Origin of the sequence: Spirillospora sp. NPDC047279, assembly GCF_040643285.1 — a bacterium.
In the GTDB taxonomy this organism is placed as follows: Bacteria; Actinomycetota; Actinomycetes; order Streptosporangiales; family Streptosporangiaceae; genus Spirillospora.
The window spans coordinates 23,828-48,628 of the sequence record NZ_JBEYUA010000029.1; the positions used below are offsets into that span (position 1 = coordinate 23,828).

Here is a 24,801-nt window from a genome sequence, read left to right on the forward strand (position 1 = left end):
CCGCTGACGGGGGCGGACCGGGCCGGATGGTGTCGCCGGGACGGAAGGGACCTCTGTCGCTGAGGTGACAGAGGAGTGGAGACCCGGGCGGTGGGGTGGAGGTCACCGCCCGGGCGACAAAGACGTGGCCGCACGGGCGGCACATGGCGCGACCCCCCGACACTGTGTCGTGCCGTCCGTGCGGTCGCCATTGATCAATTGCGGTTCCGCGCACTCAACGTGACCGGAACCCTTGGGGGACGGTGTCCCATTCCGGCCATGCTCGGTAAGGCGACCTCGCCCTGGCCGTGGGTTGCAGGCCGGCGCACCCGAAGGTAAGCCAGATATCACGGAAACCTGCGCCGACCGACGAACTCCCACCCTCTTCCCGGCGTTCTAACAGTTGTGCCGAATCCGTTGCGGCGCGTCTTGTACTTACGGCCGAGGCCGTCCCTTTCCCGGAGGCCCCCCATTGGACGTTCGACCCCGTACCGAACCGGGCCGCGCCGCGCTGTTCAGCAATCGCCACGGGCGCCATGGCCGCCAGGGCGGCCCCCGGCGGCGCCTGTTCCTCATCGCGCTCGCCGCCGCGCTCGCCGGCGTGCTGACCTCGACCGTCGTGCTCGCGGTGACGGGCTGGCGACCCGGCGGAGGCGAGCCGGCCGTGGACGCGCCCGCCGCCCCCGCCACGCGGGTCGGCGCCGGGGTGTCGTCCGGCTGGCCCGCGTGGGGCATCACCCACACGCAGAACTCCGTGGACCATGAGCAGGGTCCCGCTCAGGGGCTCGCCGACCTCTCGGCGACACCGATTCCGCAGGTCACACCCATCATGGGCTGGGGCGTCGACAACCCGCTGCCACGGCCGGGCGAGGTCAACTGGGCCTCGCTGGACCGCCGGATGCAGACCATCAAGCAGACCAAGGGCACCCCGGTGGTCACCCTCTGCTGCGCCCCGGACTGGATGAAGGGCGGACCGGCGGGCAACACCGACTGGAGCCGGCTGGAACTGGCCGTCGAACCACGACATTTCGACGATTTCGCCAAACTCGCCGCCGCGGTCGCGAAGCGTTATCCGGAGGTCCGCTACTACGCGGTCTGGAATGAGTTCAAGGGGTTCTGGTATCCGCCCGGCAACCGCTGGGACTACGCGGGTTACACCAAGCTCTACAACAAGGTCTATACCGCCCTCAAAAAGGTCAATAAGGAAATCAAGGTGGGCGGCCCCTACATGGTCCTCAACAGCAACGCCCCCGGCCGCGAGACCGGCCCGTCGGAGGTGCGCGGCTCGTGGGGCAGCATGGACCAGCGCGATCTCAACGCGATCAAATACTGGATGAAGCACAAGAAGGGCGCCGACTTCCTCGTCGTCGACGGGCACAGCATGCCGGTCCAGAAGGAGATCCGGCCGAACGAGTTCCAGGTGTTGTCGAAGTTCTCCGACCTCACCCGGTGGTTGCGGGCCCTCGGCGGCGACCTGCCGGTGTGGTGGGCCGAGTGGTACGTCGAGCCGGTGCCCTCCGACTGGACCGACCAGCGCCGCGGCGCCGTGCAGACCGCCGCGATGATGGAGTTCGTGCGAGGCGGCGCGGCCGCCGCCTACTACTGGAGCCCCCAGACCACGACCACCACCGACTGCGCGGGCTGCCTGTGGTCGGGCACCGCGCGGGGCGGCGGCGCGACCCCGACGCTCGGGATGTTGCAGAACTTCGCGCGCTGGTTCCCGCCCGGCACCGGCCTGAGCAGCGTCACGTCGTCCAACCCGGCGATCCGGGTGCTGGCGCAGCCGCGGCAGATCGTCGCCGTCAACACCACCGCCCAGCCCGCGCAGACCCGGCTCGAGGGCAGCCCGCTCGCCCTCGGCCCGTACGAGGTGAAGTGGATCAGCCGATGACCCTCGACTCCTACTCTCCGGCGCGAGCGCGCGAACTGGGCGTCGACCTGGTCGACATCGCCTTCTGGGACCGGCCGGGCGAGGCCCGGCTGGCCGACTTCGCCCGGCTCCGCGACGCCGGCGCGCCCGTCTACTTCGCCGAGCCGCGGGTGCCGTTCGTCCGGGCCGGCAAGGGTTTCCACGCCCTGGTCAGGCATGCCGACGTGGTCGAGGCCAGCCGCAACGCCAAGGTCTTCTCCAGCGAGCCGGCCGCCACCTCGCCGGAGCCGCCGCCCTGGCTGGCCAAGCTGTTCGGCACGCCGATGGTCAACATGGACGACCCGGCGCACGCCCGGCTGCGGCGCATCGTGTTCCGCGCGTTCACCCCGAAGATGCTGGCCCGGATCGAGGACGAGGTGCACGCGATCGCCACCGGCATCATCGACCGGGTGGCCGAGGAGGGGCCGCGCGACTTCGTCGCCCAGGTCGCCGCGCCGTTCCAGCTCGCGGTCATCTGCGCGATGATGGGCATCCCCGAGAAGACCCGGCCGTACGTGCTGTCGCGGGTCGACGCGATGACCGAATACTCCGGCGTGCGCGGCTCGCTCGCCAGCCCGCGCACGCTGCGGCTGCTCTACGGCAACCTCAAGGCCATCGTCGACCTGCACCGGCTGGTGGCCAGGCTGGGCCGGATCCGCCGCGAGCACCCCGCCGACGACCTGGTGTCGGCCCTGGTCAACGCCAACCCCGACGGTGAACGCCTGTCGATCCGCGAGCTCGGCTCGTTCTTCGACCTGCTGCTGGTGGCCGGCAACGAGACGACGCGCAACACGCTCACCCACGGCCTGAGGTTGTTCACCGACCATCCGGACCAGCGCGACCTGCTGCTGGCGGACTACGACGCGCGCATCGGCCCCGCGATCGAGGAGCTGGTGCGCTACGTCTCCCCGATCATCCAGTTCCGGCGCACCCTCACCACCGACCACGAGCTGGGCGGGCACGCCTTCAAGGCCGGCGACAAGGTGGTGCTGTTCTACCTGGCCGCCAACCGCGATCCGGCGGTGTTCAAGGATCCCGACACCTTCGACATCACCCGCGAGCCCAACAAGCACGTCGCGTTCGGCGGACCGGGCCCGCACCTGTGCCTGGGCGCGAACCTCGCCCGGATGGAGCTCAAGATCATGTTCCGCGAGCTCTACACCCGGCTGCCCGGCCTGCGCGCCACCGGCGAGCCCGACTACCTGCTGTCGAACTTCGACAACGGCATCACCCGGCTGCCCTTCACCTACGACCGGTAGCCACGACCCACGCTTCCCGCGTTCTGGAGACGCCCCATGCACGTGTCCGTGATCCGTCCCGGTGAGCTCGGCGCGGCCGAGCTCACCGCCTGGCAGAAGATGCAGGTGGACCTTCCCCACCTCGCCAACCCCTTCCTCTCGGCGGGGTACGCCGTCGCCGTCGGCGAGGTCGTCGACGGCGCCCGGGTGGCCGTCCTCAGCGACGGCCAGGACATCGTCGGCTTCTTCCCGTTCGAGCTGCACGGCCGCGTCACCGCCGGCGCCATCGGCGGCTGGTTGTCGCTCGGCCAGGGCCTGGTGCACACGCCCGGCCTGGAGCTCGACGCCCGGGGGCTGCTGGGGTCCTGCGGCCTGGCCGCCTGGGAGTTCGGCACGCTGGTCGGCGACCAGCCGTGGTTCGCGCCGTACGCCACCAAGCACCTCGACTCGGCCCTGATGGACCTGGGCGGCGGCTTCGACGGCTTCACCGAGGCGCTCAGGGCCAAGGGCTCCAAGGTCGTCAAGCAGACCCGCTACAAGGAGCGCAAGCTCGGCCGCGACGTCGGCGAGGTGTCGTTCGACTTCGACGTGCGCGACGACGCGGCGCTGGCCCTGGTCCGCGCGTGGAAGTCCGACCAGTACCGCGCGATGGGCCGGGCCGACCGGTTCGCCAAGCCGTGGGTCGTCGAGCTGGTCGAACGGCTGCACCACACCCACGACGAACGGTTCGCCGGCTCGTTGTCGATGCTCTACGCCGACGGCAGGCCGGTGGCCGGGCACTTCGGGCTGCGCAGCGACCACACGCTCGTCACCTGGTTCCCGGTGTACGACCCGGAGTTCGCCAAGTACTCCCCCGGCCTGGCCCTGCACCTGCGGATGGCCGAGGAGGCCGCGGCGCTCGGCGTCCAGCAGATCGACATGGGCCCGTCCATCGGCTGGCGCTACAAGCAGGAGCTCCAGACCCGCTCGCACGTGGTGTCCGAGGGCGTGGTCCGCCGCCCGTCGCCCGCCGCCGCCGCGCACTGGCTGCGCCACGAGCCGGCCGCCCGCGCCCGCGACATGATCCTCAACAACGAGCGGTTGTACGGGATGGCCGACCGCGCCATGCGCCGCATGGGCCGCTGGCGCTCGCGGAAGGCGGCCGGCTAGCCCCCGCGAAACCAGACCGTCACAAAACAGACCGATCCCGCACGTGAGAGAAGCCGATCTCGGGGCAGGCCTACGTTCGTAGTCACGGACCCTGCGATGAGGAGGCCATGGAGCGATGGCACGGGTGACGCGCGCCGAGATCGACCGACTCGTCGGCGGAGACCACCACGACCCACACGGCATCCTCGGCGCCCATCCGGGCCGGGACGGCGTGACGATCCGGGCCCTGCGGCCTCTGGCCGAGCAGGTCGAGGTGATCCTGCCGGACGGCGGACGCCACCCGCTGAGGCACTTCCACGAGGGCGTCTTCACCGGCACGCTGCCCCCGGAGACGTCCCTGTCCGGATCCGGACAGGACGAGCCGCCGCTCGCGGTCCCCGACTACCGGCTCGCGGTGCGCTACGCCGACGGCGAGGAGGTCGTCCAGGACGACCCGTACCGCCATGCGCCCACCCTCGGCGAGCTCGACCTGCACCTGATCAGCGAGGGCCGGCACGAGGAGCTCTGGCGGGCGCTGGGCGCGCGGACGCGCCGGTACACGTCCGCGTTCGGGGCCGTCACCGGCACCGGCTTCGCGGTGTGGGCGCCGACCGCGCGCGGCATCCGCGTCGTCGGTGACTTCAACCACTGGGACGGGCGCGCGTATCCGATGCGGTCGCTGGGCTCGACCGGGGTCTGGGAGCTGTTCCTGCCGGACGTCGCCGACGGTGCCACCTACAAGTACGAGATCCTCGGCCCGGACGGGGTGTGGCGGGGCAAGGCCGACCCGATGGCGCAGGCCACCGAGACGCCGCCCGCCACCGGCTCGCGCGTCTTCACCTCGCGCTACGAGTGGGCCGACGGCGACTGGATGGACCGCCGCAAGGAACGTTCGTGGGTCAACGAGCCGATGAGCGTGTACGAGGTGCATCTGGGGTCGTGGCGGCCCGGGCTCGGCTATCGCGAGCTCGCCGAGGAGCTCACCGACTACGTGCGCGACATGGGGTTCACGCACGTGGAGTTCCTGCCGGTCGCCGAACACCCGTACGGCCCGTCCTGGGGATACCAGGTCACCTCCTACTACGCGCCGAGCGCGCGGTTCGGCGACCCGGACGGCTTCCGCCACCTGGTCGACCGGCTGCACCAGGCGGGCGTCGGAGTGATCGTCGACTGGGTGCCCGCGCACTTCCCGAAGGACGAGTGGGCGCTGGCCCGCTTCGACGGCAGCGCGCTGTACGAGCACGACGACCCGGCGCGCGGCGAGCACCCCGACTGGGGCACGCTGGTCTTCAACTTCGGGCGCGCCGAGGTGCGCAACTTCCTGGTGGCCAACGCCTGCTACTGGCTGGAGGAGTTCCACGTCGACGGGCTGCGGGTGGACGCCGTGGCCTCGATGCTCTACCTCGACTACTCGCGCGAGGACGGCGAGTGGACGCCCAACGTCTACGGCGGCCGGGAGAACCTCGAGGCGATCTCGTTCCTCCAGGAGATGAACGCGACCGCCTACAAGCGCAACCCCGGGGTCATGACGATCGCCGAGGAGTCGACGGCCTGGCCCGGCGTCACCCGGCCCACCCATCTCGGCGGGCTCGGCTTCGGCTTCAAGTGGAACATGGGGTGGATGCACGACACCCTGGAGTACCTGCGCCACGAGCCGGTGTTCCGGCACTACCACCACGGCGAGATCACGTTCTCGATGGTGTACGCGTTCTCCGAGAACTACCTGCTGCCGCTGTCGCACGACGAGGTCGTCCACCTCAAGGGCTCGCTGCTGGGCAAGATGCCGGGCGACTCCTGGCAGAAGTTCGCCGGGCTCCGCGTGCTGCTCGCGTACATGTGGTCGCATCCGGGCAAGCAGCTGGTCTTCATGGGCGGCGAGTTCGGCCAGGGCGCCGAGTGGGCCGAGGAGCGCCCGCTGGACTGGTGGCTGCTGGACGACGCGGCCGAGGGCGCCGAGCATCTGGGCGCCCAGCGGCTGGTCCGCGACCTCAACCGGCACTACCGTGCCCAGCCCGCCCTGTGGACGCGCGACAACGAGCCGGAGGGCTTCCACTGGATCGACGCCAACGACGCCGCGGGCAACGTGCTGTCGTTCCTGCGGTACGGGACGGCGGCGGCCGGCGACGACGAGCCGCCGGTCGTGGCGTGCGTCGTCAACTTCTCCGGCAGCCCGCACGAGGACTACCGGCTGGGCCTGCCGCGCGCGGGCACCTGGCGCGAGATCCTCAACACCGACGCGTTCGACTACGGCGGCAGCGGCGTCGGCAACCTCGGCCAGGTCGAGGCGGTCGCCGAACCCTGGCACGCCCAGCCCGCCTCGACCGTCCTGCGGGTGCCGCCGATGGGCGCCATCTGGCTCGTCCCGGAGGAGCCCATCGAGAACATCGTCGACGTCGCCCCGGCCGAGATCGAGGCCGCCGTCGAGAACGACTTCCCGCCCGCCCCGTCCGGCGTACGCTCCGACGCCCCCACCGTTCCACCCGACGACGCCCCCGCCCCCGTACCCACCACCCAAACCCCGGCAGTCACCACAACAGCCGCCCCGGCGGACGCTCCCGCACCCGTCCCGGCGGACGCTCCGGCGGATGCTCCTGTGGCCGTTGTGGGGGGTGCTCCGGCGGGTGGGACGGCGGGCACGCCGGTCGACGTGCCGCCCGGCGGTGCGGCGGGCGACCTGGCGGGCGGGCTGTCGCCGAGCACGCCCGGAGCACCGGTGAGCACCGCCGCGACGAACGAGCCGCCGCGGGACGCACCGGCCGAGGAGGCGACCGATCCTCCGGACGCGCCGGACGCGCCGAGCGCCGTCGAGCGGGCGGCGGACGCGGGAGACCCTGGAGACGCGCGGGACGAGGAGGACGTCGCGGAGGACGTCGCCGACGACGAGGGCATGACGGCCGACGGCGACGGGACGGTGGGAGGCGAGCGCTGAGCCCGCCAGGGGGCGTTCGGGCGGCCCCTAGACTGCCCGCGTGACCTCATCTACCTCCCAGAAGCTGCACGTGGTGCCGGGCCAGTTCCTGGTGGAGCATCTGCCGAACGCGACGTTGCCCGAGGACGACGAGTGGATCTCGATGGTGCGGGCGCCGGAGGGGCTGACGGTGGTCCGCGAGGCGCCGCCGTACGCGGAGGTCGAGCGCTGGGTGGGCTTCTACGGCGGGGCCACCGCCCACGGCCTTGAGGTGACCGGCATGCTGGCCGCGATCGTCGGGCCGCTGGCCGCGGCGGGCATCTCGGTCTTCGTGTCCTCGACGTACCACGCCGACCTGGTGCTGGTGCCCGAGCACCGCTTGGAGCAGGCCACGCAGGCGCTCCGGGACGCCGGCCACCAGGTCAGCGCCTAGCTCCCGCAAGGCGGCGCCTGGCGCCCCCGCGGTCAGTGCGGGGTGATCCGGTCGAGGAGCCAGCGCGGGCCGGTGACGGCGGCGCCCTCGCGGACGCACCGTTCGCGCAGCTCGCGGTCGGCGGTCACCACCAGGTAGGTGACGTCGGGCGCCGGGTCGCGGACCAGGTCCACGATCTGGTCGTCGCCGCTGCGCGGCGCGGTCACGACGTCGACGCCCGGCACGCTCTCGATCCCGCGCGCCGCACCCTCGACCACCAGGACCACCTCGGGGAAGCTGCGGTCGAACGGCAGCAGCGCGGCCACGTTCTCGGGCAGGCCGGTGACGCCGTCGTCGAGCCGCTTCAGGTCGTCGCGCAGGCGGGTGTTGGCCCCGACGCGGTCCTTCCACCACCCGTCGGCGCGCGCGCCCACCACGTTCGCCGCGTCCACGACGAGCACCAGGCGGGTCATGGCGAGCCGCAGTCTCGGCCAGGACCGTGCGAACGGCTCGAACAGGCGCTTGCCGGTGACGTTCTCCACCGGCACCCAGGCGGCCTTGCGGGTCTCCATCGAGGCGGGCCTGACGTCGGGCATGCGGACCACCGACCCGACCACGGAGGCGAAGTCCCATCCGCCGTGGTCCTCGGTGCTGACCCCGTGCAGCCGTACCGTCGTGACATCGAGCGTGCACTCCTCGGCCGTCTCGCGTAGGGCGGCGGTCACCGGGTCCTCATGGCTGTGCCGCGCGCCGCCGAACATGCCCCACGTTCCGCCGCCGAGCCCCCACCAGGCGCGCTGTTGCAGGAGTACCCGGACGACGTCGTCCTTACCCCGGTGGAACGGCAGGAGCCCGGACGCGCCGAACCTGCCCCAGTGCGTGTGGCCCAGCTCGCAGCGGCCCCACCCGTCGCCGTCTCCACCCATGAAGGTGACCCTAACCGCTGCCCGCGCGGGCCCGGTGAGCAACGGCACATCGGCGGTGTGCGAATGTGAAGTTACCCTTGCGTACAGACATCGTGATCGTTTGGAGCGCTCCGTGAGCATCGACGAGGCCGCCGACCTCTGGAACACCCTGTCCGGCGCGGAACTGATCCACGCCATGGGCCAGGGCCGGTTCCCGGAGCTGGACGAGATCGGCACGCACCTCGGGCAGCGGGTCATCGTCGCCGAGCCGGGCCGGGTCGAGATCACCTGGACGCCCGGCGCGCACCTCTGCAACCCCGCGGGCGGCGTGCACGGCGGCTACATCGCGATGATCCTGGACAACACGGTCTGCTTCGCCGGGGCCAGCACGGGCAAGCACTTCGTGCCCCAGCTCACGCTCAACCTCAACGTCGACTACCTGCGCGGCGTCCAGGCGGGCGAGACGTACGGCGTCGTCGGCACCTGCCTGAAGCCGGGCCGCACCCGCCTGTTCTCGACGGCCCTCATCACCGACGCGCAGGGGCGCGCCGTGGCCCAGGCCAGCGGCAGCACGGTCCCCAACCAGGCGTTCGCCCGCTGAGCACATAGGCTGGGGCCATGGTGGATCCCGGCTCAGTTGTCAGTGCGATCAAGCAGGCCCGCGACCGGCGGACGGCACCGCTCGTCCTGGAGCTCGACCTCACCGAGGGAATCGTGGAGACCCCTCCGGCCGACCCGCTGGCGGCGCTCCTGTCCATGCGGCGCACCCACCTCCGCGACGTCCTCGACGGGCTGCGCCGGGCACGTTCCGACGCCCGCGTCCGCGCCCTCGTCGTCAAGATCACCGGCGGGATCGGGCTGGCCATGGCGCAGGAGCTGCGCGAGGCCGTGATCGCCGTGCGCGAGGCGGGCAAGCTCACCGTGGCCTGGGCCGAGACGTTCGGCGAGGGCGGCCGCGGGACGGTGCCCTACTACCTGGCCAGCGCGTTCGACCGCGTCTACCTCCAGCCGACCGGCGAGGTCGGCCTGACCGGCGTGGCCCTGGAGGAGCCGTTCTTCGCCGGGGCCCTGGAGAAGGCCGGCGTCAAGCCGGAGTTCGCCAAGCGCTACGAATACAAGACCGCGGCCAACACGTTCATGGAGAAGGCCTACACGCCCGAGCACGAGGAGTCGTCGCAACGCCTGGTGACCTCGCTCGGCGAGCAGATCACCGCGGGCGTCGCCGCGTCCCGCGGCCTGCCGGTCGACAAGGTCCGCGAGCTGACCGACCGGGGCCCGCTGCTGGCCTCCGAGGCGCTGGACGCCGGGCTGGTCGACCGGCTGGCCTACCGCGACGAGGTCTACGCCGACCTGCGCAAGGAGGCCGGCGACAACGCGCTGCTGCGGTACGTGGCACGCTACAACCGGACGCACTCGCTCTCCCGCCGCCTCCCCCAACCGGGCAAGCACGACGTGGTCGCGCTGGTCAACGCGCACGGCCCGATCCGGCTGGGCCGCAGCGGGCGCGGCGGCCCGCTGCCCGGCCAGGGGCCCGCGATGGGCTCCGACACGATCGGCGCCGCGCTGCGCTCCGCCGTCAAGGACGAGCGGGTCAAGGCGATCGTGCTGCGGGTCAACAGCCCGGGCGGCTCGGCGGTGGCCTCCGACGTCATCTGGCGCGAGGTCGTGCTGGCCCGCGAGGCGGGCAAGCCCGTCGTCGTCTCGATGGGCAACGTGGCGGCGTCCGGCGGCTACTACATCGCGATGGCGGCCGACACCATCGTGGCGCAGCCCGGCACGATCACCGGGTCGATCGGCGTCGTCGTCGGCAAGGCCGTGGTCAACGACCTGCTCGAACGGGTCGGCGTCGGGCTCGGCAGCGTCGCCGACGGCGAGCACGCGCGCATGTTCAGCGCCACCAAGGACTTCTCCGAGTCCGAGTGGGAGCGCATCAACGCCTCGCTCGACCAGATCTACGCCGACTTCACCGGCAAGGTCGCCGAGGGCCGCGGCCTGTCCCGCGAACGGGTGCACGAGCTGGCCCGCGGCCGGGTGTGGACCGGCTCCGACGCCAAGGAGCACGGCCTCGTCGACGAGCTCGGCGGGCTCGACCTCGCCCTCGACCTGGCCCGCAAGAAGGGCGGGCTCGCCACCGACGCGCCCGTCCGCCCCTACCCGCACACCTCCCCGCTGGAGCGGCTGCGCCCGCCGGAGTCGAGCGAGGACCGCACCGCGGCCGGCGCCCGGCTCGACGGCTGGGGGTCGCTCGGCGGCCTGGCCGCGCGGCTGGGCCTGCCCGCCGCCGGCCCGCTCACCCTGCCCGGCGTGTGGGAGGTCCGCTGAACGCGGAGGCCATGGACGAGGGCGAGTTCACCGAGGCGGTCGCCGGCTTCGCCACCGGGGTCGTCGTGCTGACCGTCCGGGACGGGCGCGACGACCTCGGCACCACCGTCACCTCGTTCATGTCGGTGTCGATGGAGCCGCCGATGGTGCTCGCCGGGGTCGCGTCCACCTCCTACCTCAGCGAGGTGCTCGGCCGCCGGGACCGCTGGGCCGCGACCGTGCTGAGCAGCGGGCAGCGCGCCCTGGCCGGCCGGTTCGCGGCGGAGGGGCGGCCGAGCGCCCGCCTGCTGCTGGCGAGCGAGCCGCACCACCGCGGGCCGCTGTCGGACGCCCTGATCCTGGACGACGGCCTGGCGGCGCTCGAATGCGAGACCCGCGAGCGCATCGTGGCCGGCGACCACCATCTCTTCGTCGCCGAGGTGCTGGCCGCCGACTACATCGCGCGCCGCGAGAAGCCCCTGATCCGCGTCAACCGCCGCTACCTCGGCTCGGGCTCCTCCTGAACGACCTGGATCAGCCCGTGCACGAAGCGCGCGAGGTAGTCACGGTCCTTCCAGGTGAACGCCACGCCCCAGTGGCCGGGGGCCGACCCCTCGACGTGCCGCGCGTCCTCGAACCGTTCCCCGATGTCGGAGACGACGCACGACCAGGGCGTCAGGTCGTCCACCCCGTTCAGCCCGGGGACGGGTGAGTCGCCGGCCCGCACCAGCCAGTGGTTCCAGGTGGAGCCGTCCGGCGCGCTCAGCACCTCGAACCGCAGATCGGGCCAGAGCGGCAGCTCCCACCAGGCGTACGAGCAGTCCAGGTCGCCGAACTTCCGCGGCCCCGTCTCCCCGGGCGGCCCCAGCACCATCCGGTAGCGGGCCATGCCCTTGGGGGCGGTCCGGGAGTAGGGCATCGACACCCACCGCCGGTGCGCGGCCCGCATCTGGACCCGGCTGGCGCCGATCTCGTTCAGCGCGTCCTCGACCCGGCCGGGGGCCAGGTCCAGCATCCGCCACATCAGCACCAGCTGGAACTCGAATCGCGCGAACCCCACCGCCATCTCTCAGCCGACCCGGCCGCCGGCTTTGAAGACCGCCGCCACCTGCGGAACTCCCGGCCGGTAGGCCAGATGGACGTACGAGGGGGCGTCGAGCACGAGCACGTCGCCGCGAGCCCCCGCCCCCAGCCGTCCCACATCGTCCCGCCGCAGCGCCTTCGCTCCCCCGGCCGTGGCGCTCCACACCGCCTCCGCGGGGGTCATCCTCATGTCCCTGACGGCCACCGCGATGCAGAACGCCATGCTGGAGCTGTAGCAGGAGCCCGGGTTGCAGTCGGTCGCCAGGGCCACCGTCGCCCCCGCCTCGATCAGCCGCCGCGCGTCCGGGTACGGCTGCCGGGTCGAGAACTCCACCCCCGGCAACAGCGTCGCGACCGTCTCCGACCCCGCCAGCGCGTCCACGTCCTCCTCGCTCAGGAACGTGCAATGATCGGCGGCCGCCGCGCCCAGCTCCACCGCCAGCCGCACGCCCGGCCCGTACGTCAGCTGGTTGGCGTGCACCCGCGGCGTGAGCCCCGCCTTGATGCCGGCCTCCAGCACCTCCCGCGCCTGGTCGGCGTCGAACGCCCCCTCCTCGCAGAAGACGTCCACCCACCGCGCGTAGGGCGCGCACGCCGCCATCATCTCGCCGGACACCAGTCGGACATACCTGCCCGTATCGTCTCCATACTCCGCAGGCACCACATGCGCCCCGAGAAAGGTCACCTCGTCGGCGATCTCCCCCGCGATCCGCACGGCCCGCCGTTCCTGCTCCACCGTCAGCCCGTACCCCGACTTGCACTCGACGGTCGTCGTCCCCTGCCGCGCCATCTCGCCGACGAGCCGCCGCACATTGCTCCGCAGCTCCTCGTCCGACGCGGCCCGGGTCTTCGCCACCGTCGTCCGGATGCCGCCCGCCCGATAGCTCTGACCGCTCATCCGCGCGGCGAACTCCTCGGCCCGCTCCCCCGCGAACACCAGATGCGCGTGCGAGTCCACATACCCGGGCAGCACCGCCCGCCCGCCGGCATCGACGACCTCGTCCGCCTCGGGCCCCTCCCCCGTCCCGACCCAGACGACCCGCCCCTCGTCCAGCACCAGCGAGGCGTCCCGCAACAGCCCGAGCGGCCCCTCGCCGACCCCGGGCTCGTTGGTGACCAGTTCCCCGATGTTCCTGATCAGAGTGCTCACCCGGCCAGGATCGCACCCGCCCGGCCCCCGCCCCAAGGCCACCCCCACCACACCCGTCTCGGATACGGGACAAGGTCACCACTAGATCAAGGATCTCCCCCCGCCCCCGTTCCCCGTGTATCGTCCCCGCCCGGAGGCGGCTAGGCGCCTGGTGGCCCTCCCGGTCTTCAAAACCGATGGTCCCGAGCACCTCGGGACGGCGGGTTCGATCCCCGCCCGCCTCCGCCAAGCTCTGCCACGACGGGTGCGAGCGTGTCGGCGAAGTCGGCGCCGAAGACGAAGTAGGAGAAGCCGATCTCCTCTCGCCGCCGCTGGATCTCCTCGGCGGCCGCCGCGGGGTCGTCCGGAAGCACCGCCAGCGAGTCCGCCGCGTGAAGTGCGGCGGGGTCGGTGTCGGGGGACGCCATGAACGGCGCGACAGCGTCGCCGATCACCGCCACGTGCTGCGCGAGTTCGACGTCTCGGACGGCGCGGAAGTCGCGTACCACCCGTGTGATTTCGTCCCGGTCGTCTCCCGGCATCAGCGCGAAGGCGACGGTGTCCGCGATCTCGGCCGCCATCGCCTGCGCCTTCGGCCCGCGCACGGCCATCACCACCGGCGTGTGCGAGTCGGCGCCGTCGAGATCTCGCAGCGCCGTCACGGTCTCACGCACCCGGGTCAGCCGCTGGCTCGGTGGCGCGACGGGCAGTCCCAGTTCGCGGAGTTCGTCTTCGATGCCGGGCCTGCCGGTGCCGATGCCCATCTCGAAGCGACCGCCGGTGAGCACCGACAGCGAGTGCGCCTCCCACGCGGTGCTCCAGGCCGGGCGCAGCGGGGAGGCATACACCCACGTGCCCACCCGCAGGTCGGTCAGGGTCGCCGCGACGGCCAGCGCGGGGGCGGGCGCCGGCTGCCATTTCGGGACGTCGGGCATCAGCAGCGTGGAGTAGCCACTGTCGGCGATACGGCGTACCCGGTCTCGCCACGTCCGCAGATCTGCCGTGAGCGGGGCGACGACCCCGAAACGGAAGGGCCTGGTACCGCCGGTCACCGTCGAATCAGTCATCGGTCCTGTCCTCATCAGTTCCAGGGATGGGCTTTCCGTACTGCTCTGTCACATGCTTGTGTCGGTTGGATGCTGTGGGGTCCGGCCGGGCGATGGACCTGGATCGTTACGCCCTTCGAGCCGGCTCGCGAGTCGACCGGGTCAAGCGCGGTGCCCGAGCCGCTGTCGGGGAACAGGCGGTCCAGTTCGGTCTGGAACGCGGCCCGATCGACGACCTAGGCGGGGCCGCGTCTCGGGCCCGGTGGACTGGTCCGTCATGGTGAGACCCTTGCCGGCGCCTCGGTGGGCTTTGCCGTGGCGGCCGGCGCGGGCTCGGGCACCGGCTCGGTCGCCTTGTCCTTGTTCGTGGTGTCGTCATGGCCGCCGTGTGCGTTCCGCACGTGCCTGAACGCCCACATGGCCAGTACGGCCAGGCCGGCGTAGAAGATGGCGCTGATGATGCCCACCGTGTGGATGCCGGAGGTGAACGCCTCGCGGGCCGCCGCCAGCAGGTCACCGCTCTGGGCTGCGGGCAGTTCACCAGCCGCGGTGACCGCGCGGTCGATACTCTCCCGGGCGGCATCGGCCGCGTCGGGTGGTACCGCGCCGAGCGCGCCCTCTACGTCGCTGCGGTATACCGCGGTCCCGAGGGTGGCGAGGGTGGCGATGCCGAGCCCGATCGCGAATTCGGTGGTCGTCTGCACGATCGAGGCCCCGGAGCCGGCCTTGTCCGACGGTACGGCTCCCATGGCCAGGTGGTTGCACAACGCGGCCAGCGGCGCGGTGCCGAACATGACCACGCACATCGCGATGAAGATCATCTCGGGGCCGGACGTCGCGTCGGCCAGCATGAAGATCAGGTAGCCGGCACCCGCGACGAGCAGTCCGCCCGCGATCAGGTACACCGGACGGATGCGGTCGGCCAGTTGCGGAGTGGCCAGACTGCCGACGATCATCAGCGCGTTGGGCAGCAGCAGGAGCAGGCCGGCCGCCAGCGGGGTGAGGCCGGTGACGTTCTGCAGGTACAGGGTGACGAGCAGGAGGGTACCGGCGCCCACCAGGGCGGTCACGAAGAACAAGCCCACCGTGGAACTGAACGTGCGATTGCCGAACAGCCGCAGTTCCAGCAGCGGGTGGGGCAGGTGCCGCTGCCGCTGGACGAACACCACCCCGGCCGCGACGCCGAACACCAGCGCCACGGCGGGCCACCACTCCCAGCCGTTGCGGGCCAGTTCCTTGAGGCCGTAAATGAAAGGCAGGATCGCCGCCAGGCACAGCACGACGCTGACCGGGTCGAGCTTCCCGGCCCGCGGCGCCTTCTGGTCGGGCAGCAGCCAGGGACCGAACAGCAGCAGCAGCACGATTCCCGGCACCGACACCAGGAACACCGAACCCCACCAGAAATACTCCAGCAGCACACCGCCCACCAGCGGGCCGAGCGTCATACCACCCATGAAACAGGCCGTATAGACGGCCAGGGCACGGCTACGTTGCTTCTGATCGGTGAACATAACGGTGACCAGGGCCATCACCGACGGCATCACCGCGGCACCGGCCACCCCCAGCAGCGCACGGCTGGCGATGAGCATCTCCGGGCTGGTGGAGAACGCCGCGGCCACTGAGGCGATGCCGAACACCGCGGCACCGACGAGCAACAGCTTCCTGCGGCCGATCCGATCACCGACGGTGCCCATGGTGACAAGGAAGCCCGCGATCAGAAAGCCGTAGATGTCCACGATCCACAGCTGCTGGACACCGCTGGGTGCCAGGTCGGCGGTCAGGTGTGGAACACCCAGGTACAGCACGGAGAAATCCATCGAGACGAGGAACGTAGGCAGGCCGAGCACGGCCAGCCCAACCCATTCCCGCCATCCGGCTCCGGACCTAATATTGGCAGTGGGTTTTACAGTGGTCACGATCTGATCCTTTCGTCGTTGGCGCGCACCTGAGGCGACGCGCAGTCATGCGGTTTGTCGTGGCGAGATCGGATCGAACGCCGGTTCTGTCGCCTCGGGAGGCTGCTCGATGCTCGCCACGGTGGCCGGCGCCCGAGCGCTCATCTCCGGACTCCGGAGGCGGATGTGCCCCAGAGTTGATTGATTGCGGCGGACACTGCGCGAAGCCCGCGTGGTTGGGATGGAGGTAGTCGCGCTGTGTCGGGGTGCCGTCGTACGCGGGGTTGAGCCGCCAGGATCCCGGTATAACTCCATCGATGGAGACGTTGGTGGTGGCCGCCAATTTCCTGGTGGTCAATTCACCGTCGAGGCTCCCTCTCGCTGAGTACGTCGTCGTTCGATTTCACCGGACCACTGCGGTAATTCGGCTGTCACGCGTTTTCCTGCGTGTCGACTCCATTGCGACCAAGCCCAACTCTCCGCCCCCGCCCCTGCCGCGACCAGATGCCCGATAGCCAACATGCGATAAAATCGGGCCATGCATCGCGTGGCCGTCCTTGCCCTCGACGGGGTCTGGCCGTTCGAGTTGGCGATACCGGCCCGGATCTTCGGGGCGGCGTTCGACCCTGACGGGCGTCCGCTCTACCAGGTCACCACCTGCTCCCTCGACGGCGGCCCCGTTCGCACCAACACCGACTACACGATCACGGTCGAGCATGGGCCCGAGGCCATCGCCGACGCCGACACCGTCGTACTGCCGCCCATCGGCGCCATCGTCCCGGCGCCACGCGCACCCAACCCACCTGCGCCGCTCACCGCGGCACTCACCACGGCACTCAGCCAGATGCGCCCCACAGGCCGCCTGGTCTCCCTGTGCGGCGCCGCCTTCCTTCTCGCCGCCACCGGACGACTCCAGGGACGCTCAGTCACCACACACTGGCTGCTGGCCGCAGAGTTCCGGCACCGCCACCCCGACCTCACACTCGATTCCGACGTGCTCTTCTCCGACGAGGGTGACGTCCTGACCGCCGCCGGAGCCGCCGCCGGAATCGACCTGTGTCTGCATCTGATCCGCCGCGACCACGGCAGCGACATCGCCAACCAGGTCGCGCGCCACTGCGTCTCGGCGCCTTACCGCGACGGGGGCCAACGCCAATTCATCCGCCGCCCGACCCCCGACCCGGCCGCCGCGACCACCGAGCCGTCCCGCCGCTGGGCGCTCGAACATCTCAACGAGCGCATCACACTGAGCCAACTCGCAGTCCACTCCCGATTGAGCGTCCGCTCGTTCACCCGCCGCTTCCGCGAAGAAGTGAACCAAACCCCCGGCCAGTGGCTGCTCCAGCAGCGACTGGAACGCGCGCGCACCCTACTCGAGTCGACCGATGCCTCGATCGAGCACATCTCGAGCGCCTGCGGCCTGGGCACCGCATGCAGCCTCCGCCTGCACTTCCGCCGCCACATCGGCGTGTCACCGTCGGCCTACCGACGCACCTTCCGCACCCGCCCCGCACCTGGGGGGATCCGCCCAGAGAATCCTGGAAGAGACCTTCGAGTCACGGGTTCAGATGATTGATTCCACGTTGCCTGGTCGTGGTCAGTGACCGTAGGCGGTGACGGCCATGATGCGGGTGATCACCCAGATGATGACCGCGTCATTCCCACCCCGACACGGGACGGGACCGCGTTGGTCGAGAGCGGGCCGTCGGGTCATTCGCCGATCTTCTTGCTGTAGAGCGTGATCGTGGTGTCGGCGCCGGCGACCTCGCCGGCCTTCGGGGATTGCCGGACGACCACCCAGTTGCGGTCCCAGACGAGCATCCGGTTCTGCCCGGTGGCGTCCTCCTCGGCGAGCGTGAAGAGGCCGGCCGCTTGCATGAGGTTCTGGGCGGCCTGGTGGTTCTTGCCAACGACGCGGGGCACCTTGACCTTCTTCGGGGGCGCAGCGGACGGCGTGGGCGCGGCCGGCGCCGCGGTGGTGGGCTCCGCGGCGGCGGGCAGGGTGTGCGGGAGCGCGGCCGTGGTCAGGTTGCGGTGGTTATGGCTTGTTCCAGGGCTGTGGCGACGTCGGGGACCAGGAGGTGGCGGGCTTCTTGGACTATTTGGCGGCCGGAGACTACGACGTGGCGGACGTCGGCGGCGGTGGCGGTGAAGACGGCGGTTTCGGCTTCGAAGCCGGGTGAGCCTGCCGTGCGGACGGAGTTCAGGGCGAGGGTGGTGAGGTCGGCGTAGGCGCCGGGTTCCAGGCGGCCGGCTTCGGGCCAGCCGAGGGCGTAGTGGCCGTTGGAGGTGGCGGCGGTGAGGAGCTCGCCGGCGCTCCAGTGGCCGCGGCGGCGGGTGCGGAGGCGTTCGTTCAGCTCGACGGCGCGGGCCTCTTCGAGGAGGTCGATGACGGCGTGCTGGTCGGAGCCGAGGCAGATCGGGGCGCCGGCGGTGGAGAGGTCGCGGGCGGGGCCGATGCCGTCGGCGAGGTCGCGTTCGGTGGTGGGGCACATGCAGATGCCGGTCATGGTGGTGCCGAGGAGGTCGATGTCCTCGCCGGTGAGGTGGGTGGCGTGGACGGCCACGGTGCGGGCGCCGAGGGCGCCCGACTCGGCCAGGAGGCGGGCGGGGGTGAGGCCGTACTCCGTCTGGCAGGCCTCGTTCTCGGCGGGCTGCTCGGAGAGGTGCACGTGGAGGGGGGCGTTGTGCTCCTTGGCCCAGGCGGCGACGGCGGCGATCTGCTCGCGGGGAACGGCGCGGACGGAGTGGATCGCGGCGCCGACGCGGGCGTGCAGGCGGCCCGCCTTGTCGGTGGCCTCGTAGAGGCTGTCGACGCGGCGCGCCCAGTTGCCCGCGGTGCCGTCGCCGAAGCGGAGCTGGGGGCCCTTGAGCGGCTGCCCGAACCCGCCGGTGAGGTAGCAGGTGTCCAGGAGCGTGATGCGGATGCCCGCGTCGGCGGCGGCGGCGATCAGGGCCTCGCCCATCACGTTGGGGTCGCCGTAGGGTTCGCCGCCGGGCCGGTGGTGCAGGTAGTGGAACTCGCCGACGCAGCTGATCCCGGCGAGGGCCATCTCCGCGTAGACGGCGGTGGCCAGGGCGCGGTAGGAGTCCGGGTCGAGCCGGTCGGCGATCTTGTACATGGTCTCGCGCCACGTCCAGAACGTGCCGCGGTCTCCCTGCGCCCGGCCGCGGAGGGCGCGGTGGAACGCGTGGGAGTGGGCGTTGGCCAGCCCGGGGAGGGTCAGGCCGGGGAGACGGGTGGCGTCCGCGGGCGCGGGGACGCCGGGGGTGACGGCGGTGAAACGTTCGCCGTCGGCCTCGATGAGGACGTCGCGGGCCACTCCGTCTCCGAGCCAGGCAAACTCGGCATGCCACTGCATAGTGGACATCTACCCGCCGGCCAGGTCTTTGAGCACGGTGGCGAGCGCCTCGACTCCGGCCAGGCAGTCGTCTAGCTCGGCGTGTTCGGACGGGGCGTGCGAGACGCCCGTCGGGTTGCGCACGAAGAGCATGGCCGTGGGCAGCCGGGACGCCAGGATCCCTGCGTCGTGCCCGGCGCCGGTGGGCAGCACCGGCGCGCCGCCGAGCGCCTTCACGACCCGGTCGCGCAGGTCCAGGTCGAGGCCGACGACCTCGGTGTAGGACTCCTCGGCGACGTCCAGCGTCACGCCGTGCGCGCCGGCGGCGACGCGGGCGTCCTCGCTGATGTCGGCCACCGTGCGCCGCACCGCGTCGTCCACCGGGCCGCGGCCGTCGAGCCAGGCCGCGACGTGCGACGGGATCGCGTTGACCCCGCCGGGCGTCACCCGCACCTTGCCGACGGTGGCCAGCGCGCCGTGCCGTTCGGCGGCCTGGCGGGCGGCGATGACCATGATCGCGAACGGGAGCATCGGGTCGTGCCGGTCGGTGATCCGGGTCGTCCCGGCGTGGTTGCCCTCGCCCGCGAAGTCGAACCGCCAGCGGCCGTGCGGCACGATCGAGCTCGCGACGCCGACCGGCTCGGTCAGCGCCCGGCCCTGCTCGACGTGCAGCTCGACGTAGCAGCCGATGCGGCCGAGGATCTCCTCGTCCGGGCCGATGGCGTCCGGGTCGAGGCCGTTCTCGGCGGCGACGTCGGCGAACGTGCGCCCATCGGCGTCGGTGAGGCGGCGGGCCCGGCCCGGGTCGATGGTGCCGGTGAGCAGCCGCGAGCCGAGGCAGGCGACACCGAAGCGGGCGCCCTCCTCCTCGGCGAACGCGCCGACCCCGATGGGGCGCGACGGCCGGACGCCGCGTTCGCGCAGCAGGTCGATCGCGGCGAACGCCGACACCACGCCGAGCGGCCCGTCGTACGCGCCGCCGCCGGGCACCGAGTCCAGGTGGCTGCCGGTCAGCACGCCCTCGGCGGAACGGTCGGCGCCGTCGGGGTACCACCAGGCGACGAGGTTGCCGTTGCGGTCACGTTCGACGTCGAAGCCGCGGACCCGCGCCTCGTCGAGGAACCACGCCCGGCACTCCAGCTCGGGCGGCGTCCACGTGAAGCGCCGGTAGCCGCCGCCCGCCGGGTCGCGGCCGACCGGCAGCAGCGCCGCCCACATCTCCTCGAAGCCCATGGTGCTCCCCGCTCTCGTCAGGACTCGGACATCGGGATCCGGACGCCGCGTTCGGCGGCGACCTCCCGGGCGCGGTCGTAGCCCGCGTCGGCGTGCCGCATGACGCCCGTGCCCGGGTCGTTGGTCAGCACGCGCTGGAGCTTCTCGCCGGCGAGCGCGGTGCCGTCGGCGACGCAGACCTGGCCGCTGTGGAGGGAACGGCCGATGCCGACGCCGCCGCCGTGGTGGATCGAGACCCAGGTGGCGCCGGACGCGGTGTTGAGCATCGCGTTCAGCAGCGGCCAGTCGGCGATCGCGTCCGAGCCGTCGAGCATGCCCTCGGTCTCGCGGTAGGGCGAGGCCACCGAGCCGGTGTCGAGGTGGTCGCGGCCGAGCACGATCGGCGCGCTGATCTCGCCGCGGGCGACCAGGTCGTTGAACAGCGCCCCGGCCTGGTCGCGCTCGCCGTAGCCGAGCCAGCAGATCCGCGACGGCAGGCCCTGGAAGTGCACCTTCTCCCTGGCCATCGTGATCCAGCGCTTCAGCGGCTCGTTGTCGGGGAAGAGGTCGAGGATCGCCTGGTCGGTGCGCGCGATGTCCTTGGGGTCGCCGGAGAGCGCGGCCCACCGGAACGGGCCCTTGCCCTCGCAGAACAGCGGCCGGATGTAGGCGGGCACGAAGCCCGGGAAGTCGAACGCCCGGTCGTAGCCGGCGATCTGCGCCTCGCCGCGGATCGAGTTGCCGTAGTCGAAGACCTCGGCGCCGGCGTCCTGGAAACCGACCATCGCCTCGACGTGCGCGGCCATCGACTCGCGGGCCCGGGTGACGAAGCCCTCGCGGTCCTTGTCGCGTTCGGCCTGCCAGTCCTCGAACGCCACGCCGCGCGGCAGGTAGGCCAGCGGGTCGTGCGCGCTGGTCTGGTCGGTGACGATGTCGATCGGGGCGCCGCGGCGCAGCAGCTCGGGCACGAGGTCGGCGGCGTTGCCGAGCACGCCGATGGACAGCGGGCGGCGGGCGGCCTTGGCCTCCTCGGCCTGCCGCAGCGCCTCGTCGAGGTCGTCGACGCGGATGTCGCAGTAGCGGTGCGCGACGCGGCGGTCGATGCGGGACGGGTCGACCTCGAGGCAGATCGCGACGCCGCCGTTCATGGTGACGGCGAGCGGCTGGGCGCCGCCCATGCCGCCGAGCCCGGCGGTGAGCGTGATCGTCCCGGCGAGGGTGCCGCCGAAGCGCTTCTCGGCCACGGCGGCGAACGTCTCGTACGTGCCCTGGAGGATGCCCTGGGTGCCGATGTAGATCCACGAGCCGGCGGTCATCTGGCCGTACATGGTGAGCCCGAGCGACTCCAGCCGCCGGAACTCGTCCCAGTTCGCCCACTGCGGCACCAGGTTGGAGTTGGCGATGAGCACGCGCGGCGCCCACTCGTGCGTGCGGAAGACGCCGACCGGCTTGCCGGACTGGACGAGCAGCGTCTCGTCGCCCTCCAGCCCGCTCAGCGACCGGATGATCCCGTCGAACGCGTCCCAGTCGCGCGCCGCCTTGCCGGTGCCGCCGTAGACGACCAGCTCGTCGGGGTGCTCGGCGACCTCGGGGTCGAGGTTGTTCTGGATCATGCGCAGGGCGGCCTCCTGCGGCCAGCCCTTGGCGGCCGTCAGCGAGGTGCCGCGCGGCGCGCGCACTGGGCGGGGACCGGACATGGGTTGCTCCTTCTGGTGAACGGACGGGCGCGGGCGGGCGCGGACGCGGGCGCGGCGCCTCAGGTGAGCGGGCCGATCACGCCTTCGGCGGCGGCGACGAGCGCGCCGTCCCGGACGAGGTCGGTGGCGGCGGCCATCTCGGGCGCCAGGTGACGGTCGGGGCCGGGGCCCGGCACCCGCTCGCGCAGCCGGGCGACGACCGCGCCGGTGGCGGGGCCGGGGCGCAGCGGCGTGCGCAGGTCGAGGGCGCGGGCGGCGGTGAGGATCTCGATGGCCACGACCTGGGCGAGGCCGTCCACGGCCTTGCGGAGCTTGCGCGCCGCGTTCCAGCCCATCGAGACGTGATCCTCCTGCATCGCCGAGCTCGGGATCGAGTCGGCGGACGCGGGCACGGCGAGCCGCTTCATCTCCGAGACGATCGCCGCCTGCGTGTACTGGGCGATCATGTGGCCGGAGTCGACGCCCGGGTCGTCGGCCAGGAACGGCGGCAGGCCGAACGAGCGGGCCTTGTCGAGCATGCGGTCGGTGCGGCGCTCGGACATCGAGCCGACGTCGGCGACCGGGATGGCCAGGAAGTCCAGCACGTACGCGACGGGCGCGCCGTGGAAGTTGCCGTTGGACTCCACCCGCCCGTCGGGCAGCACCACCGGGTTGTCGATGGCCGAGGCCAGCTCGCGGGTGGCGACCAGCTCGGCGTGCGCGAGCGTGTCGCGGGCGGCGCCGTTCACCTGCGGCGAGCAGCGCAGCGAGTAGGCGTCCTGGACGCGGGTGCAGTCGGGGCCGCGGTGCGAGTCCATGATCTCGGAGTCGGCGAGCAGGGCGCGCAGGTTGGCGGCGGAGACCGACTGCCCGGGGTGCGGCCGCAGGTCCTGGAGGTCGGCGGCGAAGACCCGGTCGGTGCCCAGCAGCGCCTCGACGGTCATCGCGGCGGCCAGGTCGGCGGTGGTGAGCAGCCGGCGCAGGTCGCGGATCGCCAGCACCAGCATGCCGAGCATGCCGTCCGTGCCGTTCAGCAGGGCGAGGCCCTCCTTCTCGCCGAGGGCGACCGGCGAGATCCCGGCCTCGGCCATCGCGTCGGCGGCGGGCCGGAGCTCGCCCCGGGCGTCGCGGACGGAGCCCTCGCCGATGAGGGCGAGGGCGACGTGGGCGAGCGGCGCGAGGTCGCCCGAACACCCGAGGCTGCCGTACTCGTGGACGATCGGCGTGATCCCGGCGTTGAGCAGGGCCGCCAGGGTCCGCGCGGTGACGGGCTGCACGCCCGTCCGGCCGGAGGCCAGGGTGCGCAGGCGCAGCAGCATCATCGCCCGCACGACCTCGCGTTCGACCTCGGGTCCCGACCCGGCCGCGTGCGAGCGGACGATGTTGAGCTGGAGCTTGGCCCGCAGCTCGGGGGCGATGTGCCGGGTGGCCAGTGCCCCGAAACCGGTGGAGACGCCGTAGACGGGCGTCGGGCGGGCGGACAGCTCGTCGATGTGCGCCCGGGTGGCCGCCATCCCCTTGAGCGCGTCGCCGCTGAGCGTGACCGGTGCGCCGTCCCGCGCGACCGCCACGACCTGATCGAAGGCCAGAGGTTCCGGTCCGACCTCGATGTTCCTGTCCCCCATGCCAAAACTCATACCCACCATTGGAACGCCCGGACCCGCGCCAACGAAGGGCCCCCTCGGGCTATCTGTCTCAAATACGAGACAATGTGGTGATTTCGGAAGGCCTCGTGACCACGGAAGGAGGCCGGCCATGAGCCAGGTGCCCGCGGCCCGCCGCGCCCTCGCCGTCCTCCGGCTGCTGGCCGCGTCGGCGGGCCCGCTGCCGGCGTCCTCCATCGCGCGGGCGCTGGACCTGCCGCGTTCCAGCACGTACCACCTGCTCACCGCCATGGCGGAGGACGGCTTCGTCTCCTACCTGCCGGAGGAGCGGCGGTGGGGGCTGGGCGTCGGCGCGTTCGAGGTCGGCTCGGCCTACCTGCGGCACGGCCCGCTGGAACGCCTCGCCCGGCCGCTGCTGCGGCGGCTCGTGGACCGGGTGGGCGACATCGCCCAGCTCGGCGTCCTGCACGGCGCCGAGACGCTCTACCTGCTGAAGGAGCAGCCCAGGCGGCACGTCACGCTGGTGACGGACGTGGGCGTCCGCATCCCCGCACCGCTCACGGCGAGCGGCAGGTCGATGCTGGCCTTCCTGCCCGCCGCCCAGGTCCGCGCGCTCTTCCCCGGGCCGTTCGTGGACCGCACGGGCCACGGGCCGACGTCGCTGCGCGAACTGCGGCGGGTCCTGGCCGAGGACGCCCGGCGCGGCTGGTCGATCGAGGACGGCCATGTCACCGAGGGCTTCGCCAGCATCGCCGCCTGCTCGTTCGACCACACCGGGCGTCCCGCCGCCGCCCTGACAGTGACGTTCCGCCGCGAGAAGCGCCCCGAGGACACCTGGCCCCAGCTCGCAGCCCAGATCCGCGCCACCGCCGCCGAACTCACCACCCGCCTGGGCGGCCACCCGCCGGCCGGGGAAACGGAGGGGAAACCGCCGCCCCGGTTGCATCACTCTCCATGACACGACACGCCTCATCTCCAGAATCTCCAGAACCTCCAGCACCGCCGGAACACCCTGGGACGTCGCGCCGGTCGGCG

18 protein-coding genes, 1 tRNA gene and 2 pseudogenes are annotated in these 24,801 nt (G+C 72.1%); 11 read left to right on the forward strand and 10 right to left on the reverse strand.

The genetic code is table 11. From position 1 onward, the window contains the following. Window positions 1-451 precede the first annotated feature (451 nt). The 5 genes and pseudogenes from ABZ810_RS44590 (at window position 452) to ABZ810_RS44610 (ending at window position 7,595) form a co-directional block, all read left to right on the forward strand. The gene (locus ABZ810_RS44590) at window positions 452-1,870 is read left to right on the forward strand and encodes a xylan 1,4-beta-xylosidase (RefSeq protein ID WP_358413777.1); all 1,419 of its coding nucleotides are present in this window, start codon (window positions 452-454) and stop codon (window positions 1,868-1,870) included. Next, complete coding sequence (locus ABZ810_RS44595; RefSeq protein ID WP_358413780.1) at window positions 1,867-3,147, forward strand: cytochrome P450; 1,281 nt, start codon at window positions 1,867-1,869, stop codon at window positions 3,145-3,147. Before ABZ810_RS44590 ends, ABZ810_RS44595 begins: the two co-directional genes overlap by 4 nt. A 36-nt stretch (window positions 3,148-3,183) precedes the next feature. Further along, complete coding sequence (locus ABZ810_RS44600; protein ID WP_358413783.1) at window positions 3,184-4,275, forward strand: GNAT family N-acetyltransferase; 1,092 nt, start codon at window positions 3,184-3,186, stop codon at window positions 4,273-4,275. 115 nt (window positions 4,276-4,390) lie between these two features. Beyond that, window positions 4,391-6,616 (forward strand): annotated as a pseudogene (glgB, locus tag ABZ810_RS44605) (1,4-alpha-glucan branching protein GlgB); the annotation flags it as partial. A 607-nt stretch (window positions 6,617-7,223) separates the two neighbouring features. After that, window positions 7,224-7,595, forward strand: a complete 372-nt coding sequence (locus ABZ810_RS44610) for an ACT domain-containing protein (RefSeq protein WP_358413786.1) — start codon at window positions 7,224-7,226, stop codon at window positions 7,593-7,595. A 32-nt stretch (window positions 7,596-7,627) separates the two neighbouring features. Here the strand turns inward: ABZ810_RS44610 and ABZ810_RS44615 are convergent, their stop codons facing one another. Continuing rightward, complete coding sequence (locus ABZ810_RS44615; RefSeq protein WP_358413789.1) at window positions 7,628-8,500, reverse strand: NUDIX hydrolase; 873 nt, start codon at window positions 8,498-8,500, stop codon at window positions 7,628-7,630. Between the two features lie 112 nt (window positions 8,501-8,612). Here ABZ810_RS44615 and ABZ810_RS44620 point away from each other — a divergent pair, with 112 nt between their 5' ends. Genes ABZ810_RS44620 through ABZ810_RS44630 form a run of 3 tightly spaced genes read left to right on the forward strand, consistent with a single transcriptional unit; the run spans window position 8,613 to window position 11,304 of the window. Continuing rightward, a complete protein-coding gene (locus ABZ810_RS44620) occupies window positions 8,613-9,080 on the forward strand; it encodes a PaaI family thioesterase (RefSeq protein WP_358413792.1) in 468 nt (155 codons plus the stop codon). A gap of 17 nt (window positions 9,081-9,097) precedes the next feature. Then, window positions 9,098-10,801 (forward strand): signal peptide peptidase SppA, encoded by a 1,704-nt coding sequence (sppA, locus tag ABZ810_RS44625; RefSeq protein WP_358413795.1) that lies wholly within the window; start codon window positions 9,098-9,100, stop codon window positions 10,799-10,801. Further along, entirely contained in the window at window positions 10,786-11,304 is a 519-nt protein-coding gene (locus ABZ810_RS44630; RefSeq protein ID WP_358413798.1) for a flavin reductase family protein, read from the forward strand. Before sppA ends, ABZ810_RS44630 begins: the two co-directional genes overlap by 16 nt. Here ABZ810_RS44630 and ABZ810_RS44635 read toward each other — a convergent pair. Next, complete coding sequence (locus ABZ810_RS44635; protein WP_358413800.1) at window positions 11,280-11,840, reverse strand: hypothetical protein; 561 nt, start codon at window positions 11,838-11,840, stop codon at window positions 11,280-11,282. The two genes, ABZ810_RS44630 and ABZ810_RS44635, sit on opposite strands and share 25 nt — an antisense overlap. 9 nt (window positions 11,841-11,849) lie before the next feature. After that, window positions 11,850-13,013, reverse strand: coding sequence for an imidazolonepropionase (gene hutI / locus ABZ810_RS44640; protein WP_358413803.1), 1,164 nt, complete (start codon window positions 13,011-13,013; stop codon window positions 11,850-11,852). Between the two features lie 132 nt (window positions 13,014-13,145). Between hutI and ABZ810_RS44645 the strand changes: the two genes are divergently transcribed. After that, window positions 13,146-13,241: transfer RNA gene (locus ABZ810_RS44645), tRNA-Sec, on the forward strand. A 197-nt stretch (window positions 13,242-13,438) separates the two neighbouring features. Here ABZ810_RS44645 and ABZ810_RS44650 read toward each other — a convergent pair. After that, window positions 13,439-14,074 (reverse strand): annotated as a pseudogene (locus ABZ810_RS44650) (LLM class flavin-dependent oxidoreductase); the annotation flags it as partial. Between the two features lie 239 nt (window positions 14,075-14,313). Then, window positions 14,314-15,954 (reverse strand): MFS transporter, encoded by a 1,641-nt coding sequence (locus ABZ810_RS44655; protein WP_358413806.1) that lies wholly within the window; start codon window positions 15,952-15,954, stop codon window positions 14,314-14,316. A gap of 517 nt (window positions 15,955-16,471) precedes the next feature. Here ABZ810_RS44655 and ABZ810_RS44660 point away from each other — a divergent pair. After that, on the forward strand, window positions 16,472-17,509 hold the full coding sequence (locus tag ABZ810_RS44660; RefSeq protein WP_358413809.1) for a helix-turn-helix domain-containing protein: 1,038 nt from the start codon (window positions 16,472-16,474) through the stop codon (window positions 17,507-17,509). Window positions 17,510-17,643: 134 nt separating this feature from the next. Here the strand turns inward: ABZ810_RS44660 and ABZ810_RS44665 are convergent, their stop codons facing one another. From ABZ810_RS44665 to hutH, 5 genes are all read right to left on the reverse strand, one after another. After that, window positions 17,644-17,856, reverse strand: a complete 213-nt coding sequence (locus tag ABZ810_RS44665) for a PASTA domain-containing protein (RefSeq protein WP_358413812.1) — start codon at window positions 17,854-17,856, stop codon at window positions 17,644-17,646. A 101-nt stretch (window positions 17,857-17,957) separates the two neighbouring features. After that, window positions 17,958-19,295, reverse strand: a complete 1,338-nt coding sequence (locus ABZ810_RS44670; RefSeq protein WP_358413949.1) for a formimidoylglutamate deiminase — start codon at window positions 19,293-19,295, stop codon at window positions 17,958-17,960. A 9-nt stretch (window positions 19,296-19,304) separates the two neighbouring features. Further along, on the reverse strand, window positions 19,305-20,507 hold the full coding sequence (locus tag ABZ810_RS44675) for an allantoate amidohydrolase (protein WP_358413815.1): 1,203 nt from the start codon (window positions 20,505-20,507) through the stop codon (window positions 19,305-19,307). Between the two features lie 17 nt (window positions 20,508-20,524). After that, window positions 20,525-22,183 carry a urocanate hydratase gene (hutU, locus tag ABZ810_RS44680; RefSeq protein ID WP_358413818.1) on the reverse strand — a complete coding sequence of 553 codons (1,659 nt, stop codon included), beginning with the start codon at window positions 22,181-22,183 and terminating at the stop codon, window positions 20,525-20,527. 59 nt (window positions 22,184-22,242) lie between these two features. Further along, window positions 22,243-23,799, reverse strand: coding sequence for a histidine ammonia-lyase (hutH, locus tag ABZ810_RS44685; RefSeq protein ID WP_358413821.1), 1,557 nt, complete (start codon window positions 23,797-23,799; stop codon window positions 22,243-22,245). 118 nt (window positions 23,800-23,917) lie between these two features. Here hutH and ABZ810_RS44690 point away from each other — a divergent pair, with 118 nt between their 5' ends. Beyond that, entirely contained in the window at window positions 23,918-24,724 is an 807-nt protein-coding gene (locus tag ABZ810_RS44690) for an IclR family transcriptional regulator (protein ID WP_358413823.1), read from the forward strand. Window positions 24,725-24,801 lie beyond the last annotated feature (77 nt).